This is a genomic window from Bacillus sp. FJAT-27001 (assembly GCF_019039175.1).
GTDB lineage: Bacteria > Bacillota > Bacilli > Bacillales > Bacillaceae > Bacillus > Bacillus velezensis.
In genome coordinates, this window is the sequence record NZ_JAHOAA010000013.1 from 6,314 (window position 1) to 9,029 (window position 2,716).

Consider the following 2,716-nt stretch of genomic DNA (forward strand, 5'->3'; position numbering starts at 1 on the left):
AATGTTTTCTCTTTATCTGGGTGATTCCTCACAGCCAGTGTATTGACGAACATACCGATCATATTTCTCAGATCGGCATGCGGCCTGCCGGCCACCGGTACTCCGACGACAATATCCTCCTGCCCGCTGTACTTGGATAAAAGAATATTGAATGCTGACAACAGAACCATATGGAGCGTCGCGCCCTCTTCTTTTGCCAATCCTCTTAGCCCTTCGGTCATTTCTTTATCTAAGGTGAAATGAACACTATCTCCTTCAAAACTTTGGATACTCGGCCGTTCATAATCATAAGGCAAGTGAAGAACCGGAACGGTTCCTTCGAACTGCTTCTTCCAATATGCTGCCTGTTTATCCAGGCTTCCTGATCGAAGGTATGCATTTTGCCACTGGGCAAAATCCTTATACTGAATCCGCAGCGGTTCGAGTGATTCCCCATTGTACAGCTTTGTAAATTCCTTTAGTAACAGACTTATCGATACTCCATCTGAAATAATATGATGCATGTCAATCATCAGATATTGTTTCCCAGATACCGTTGCCAGTTCTGCTCGAAATAGAGGGGCTTGATCTAATTCAAATGGCTGAATGAATGTCTTTGCGATGTCAGCAACGTCAGTTTCCGGAAGTTCTCGGGAAATCAGCTGGAATTCCACATTGAACCAATTTTTTTGAAAAATCTCTCCATCCACTGTTTCAAAGGAAGTACGCAGTGCTTCATGTCTGTCGATTAGCTGCTGAAAGACAGTCTCAATTCGATTTCGATCCACTTCCCCCTTCAATTCAAAAATACTCGGCATATTGTAAGCCGTACTGATTTTATCCAGCTGCTGAATGGAATACATGCGTTTTTGTGCTGAAGAAGCTTCATAAAACTCTCGTTCCTCACAAGGTTCGATTGTTTCATAGACATTTACAGCCCTCTGTTCAATATAGCCGCTTAACTCGAAGATGGTTGGCCTTGTAAAGATTTCCTTCAAAGGAACTTCAATCTGCAGATGCCTGCGAATGTCACTCATGACGACCGTTGCTTTTAATGAATGACCTCCGAGGTCGAAGAAATTGTCATGTATACCGATATTCTCCACTCCGAGTACTTCCCGCCAAATGGTCACCAGTGTTTCCTGCAAAACTGTTTGCGGCGCCTCATAATCGCCCGATATTAATCCATTGACATCTGGTGTCGGCAAGGCACTGCGGTTTACTTTTCCATTGTTAGTCAATGGAATGGTGTCAATCTCCATCAAGTAAGAAGGAATCATATAATCCGGCAGATGTTCTTTCATATAGGCTTTCAGTCTGGCTTTATCGAGCGTTTCGTCAGAAACGACATACGCACACAAATACTTTTGGTTTTGTTCATCTTCTTTCGCTGCCACCACTGCTTCTTTCACTTTAGGATAGCTGACAAGCTGCGTTTCAATCTCTCCGAGTTCAATCCTAAATCCTCGGATTTTCACCTGGTGATCGATTCTTCCTCCGTACTCTAGCTCACCGTCAGGAAGCCACCGGACCAGATCCCCTGTCTTATACATTCGTTCTCCCAGAATAAACGGGTTTGGTACGAACTTCTCTTTGGTCAGTTCCTCTCGGTTAAAGTATCCTCTCGCTACCCCGTCGCCGCCAATGCATAGTTCTCCGAGAACGCCTTCTGGTACAAGCTGGTTGTGGCGATCAAGCACATATACCTGTGTATTTTGTATTGGCTTCCCTATAGTAATTGAATCGGTTTTCCCCATCCGTTTCACTGTCGACCAAATGGTCGTTTCTGTCGGACCGTACATATTAAAAACAGGCAATCCATACTCTTTCACTTCATTCCACAGCGTTTCAGGAAGTGCTTCTCCTCCTACATAAAGAGTCTTCAAGTTTTTCATGGTATGCTTGAATCGATCATTCTCCATCAGCATTTTTAATCGGGTCGGAGTGCTCTGCATCACCTCTACCTTATGTTCCTCTATAAGGGCAGCGAGCTTTTTCCCTTCTCTGCTTTCCGCTTCACTGGATATGACGACAGTCAAGCCCTGCGTTAATGGAGCCAATGTCTCCAGACCAAAGATGTCAAAGGAAAGCGTTGTTACACATAAAATGCTTTTATAGCTATCTAGATGTGTTTCGTTGACCATGCCATGGATGAAGTTGTTCACCTGTTGGTGTTCTACCATCACTCCTTTCGGAGTTCCGGTGGAACCGGATGTATAGATGACATACGCTAAATGACGGCTGGTCATTTCCACATCAAGATTCGTTTTCTCCCCTTGATAAATAGAACGATCCTTCAAATTAAGGACCTGCCCTGTGAAAGACATAGCGTGCGGAATGTCTCCATACGTTACTAATAAATCCACTTTCGCATCTGACAGAACCGTACTGATACGATCAGCAGGATGAGCAGGATCAATGGGAAGATACGCTCCCCCCGCTTTCAAAACCCCCAGCAGACCAATGATCATTTCGGATGATCTTTCCGTCATGAGCCCCACAACCGTCTCCGGTTGAACACCTTTCTGCCGAAGTACTCTTGCAGCCTGATTGGCCTTTTCATTGAGTTCTTTATAAGTAAGCGAGTGACCTTCTGCCACCAAAGCAGTCTGGTTAGGGCTTTTCTCTGCTTGTTCCTCAAACAGCTGATGAAGGGTTTTCTCTTTAGGATACTCTCTCGCTGTATTGTTTAAGGTTTCTAAAAAGTACACCTTTTCAGGCTCTGTCATGATATCTA

Annotated in this window: 1 protein-coding gene; it reads right to left on the reverse strand. The window is 44.4% G+C overall.

All coding sequences use genetic code 11. The features are described 5' to 3' along the window. Positions 1 to 2,708 (reverse strand): non-ribosomal peptide synthetase (locus BGM27_RS19785; RefSeq protein ID WP_217031352.1); only part of this gene is annotated, 2,708 nt, incomplete at its 3' end. Positions 2,709 to 2,716 lie beyond the last annotated feature (8 nt).